The sequence below is a fragment of the Photobacterium sp. 53610 genome (genome assembly GCF_036409375.1).
In the GTDB taxonomy this organism is placed as follows: Bacteria; Pseudomonadota; Gammaproteobacteria; order Enterobacterales; family Vibrionaceae; genus Photobacterium.
The window spans coordinates 1-940 of the sequence record NZ_JAXOFS010000036.1; the positions used below are offsets into that span (position 1 = coordinate 1).

Annotated in this window: 2 protein-coding genes; both read right to left on the minus strand. The window is 55.7% G+C overall.

The genetic code is table 11. The features are described 5' to 3' along the window. Positions 1-217: 217 nt before the first annotated feature. Positions 218-574, minus strand: a complete 357-nt coding sequence (tnpB, locus tag SPK40_RS22945) for an IS66 family insertion sequence element accessory protein TnpB (protein WP_330962018.1) — start codon at positions 572-574, stop codon at positions 218-220. Continuing rightward, the coding region (tnpA, locus tag SPK40_RS22950; protein ID WP_442957603.1) for an IS66 family insertion sequence element accessory protein TnpA at positions 571-940 on the minus strand (370 nt) is incomplete at its 5' end. The genes tnpA and tnpB, both read right to left, overlap by 4 nt.

Here is a 940-nt window from a genome sequence, read left to right on the forward strand (position 1 = left end):
ACTTCTCGCTTTGCGGCAGGTAGCGCTTGGCTTGGGCCAGCCGGAACTGCTCCCACATTTCGGCAATGCGGGATTCGTATTGTTGGCTGACATTTTGAACTAGGCCGTCGATGTAGGCCTGGATTTCCGGGGTGATGTCCGAAGGCTTTTTAAGTTCCTTTTGCATGATAAAAGTGTAGTAAAAACAGCATCTTTTGCCACGTTTTCTTGCGCTTTTTTATGACATTTTCAGTCCATTCATGGGCTGGTGCGCCACGGCATTTTGCCAGTTCAGGCCATCCAGCAGCCACCGCAGTTGCCTGGCCGTAATTGCCATCGCAACCGTATCTCCCGGATGCATCGGCCATTGGAACTTGCCGCTTTCCAGGCGGCGATAATGAAGCCAGAAGCCGTTGGTGTCCCACTGCAGGATTTTCAGCTTGTCCCGGCGGCGGTTGCAAAACACGAACCAGTGCGGCCCGACCGGGTCGAGCGCCAGCACATCTTCGACCAGCAGGCCTAAGGTGTTGATGGACTTGCGCATGTCGGTGCTCCCGGTGGCCAGGTAGACATGGCCGGTCGGTGCGGGGATCATGGCAGGCACTTCATCACTTGCGGCAGCAACGCCATGGCCGAGGCGCCATGGACGGAGATCCGGTAGCCGCCGGGCGTTTCAACCACCAAAGCCATCGGCGATGAGGGCACCGAAACAGGCACAATGACACTGTCGGGTTCGGATGGTGTTGCCGTGAGCTTTTTCTGCCAGTAATAGAACTGTGATTGGGCAATCTGGTGAAGATCGCACCAGGCGGCAATGGTGAGTTCGCTGTCTTTCTGGTGCTGCAGGCGCTCCTGCCAGAGTTGCATCTTGTCTTCGCGGGTCATGATATAGCTCCGATAGTGAAGGAGCGATATCAATACCAGGTCATCGTGGTTATCTGAATGTGGGGAGAAATGGCCG

Excerpts from the sequence above, each read along its gene's own strand:
- tnpB (WP_330962018.1), bottom strand. The coding sequence starts at position 574 with ATGATCCCCGCACCGACCGGCCATGTCTACCTGGCCACCGGGAGCACC.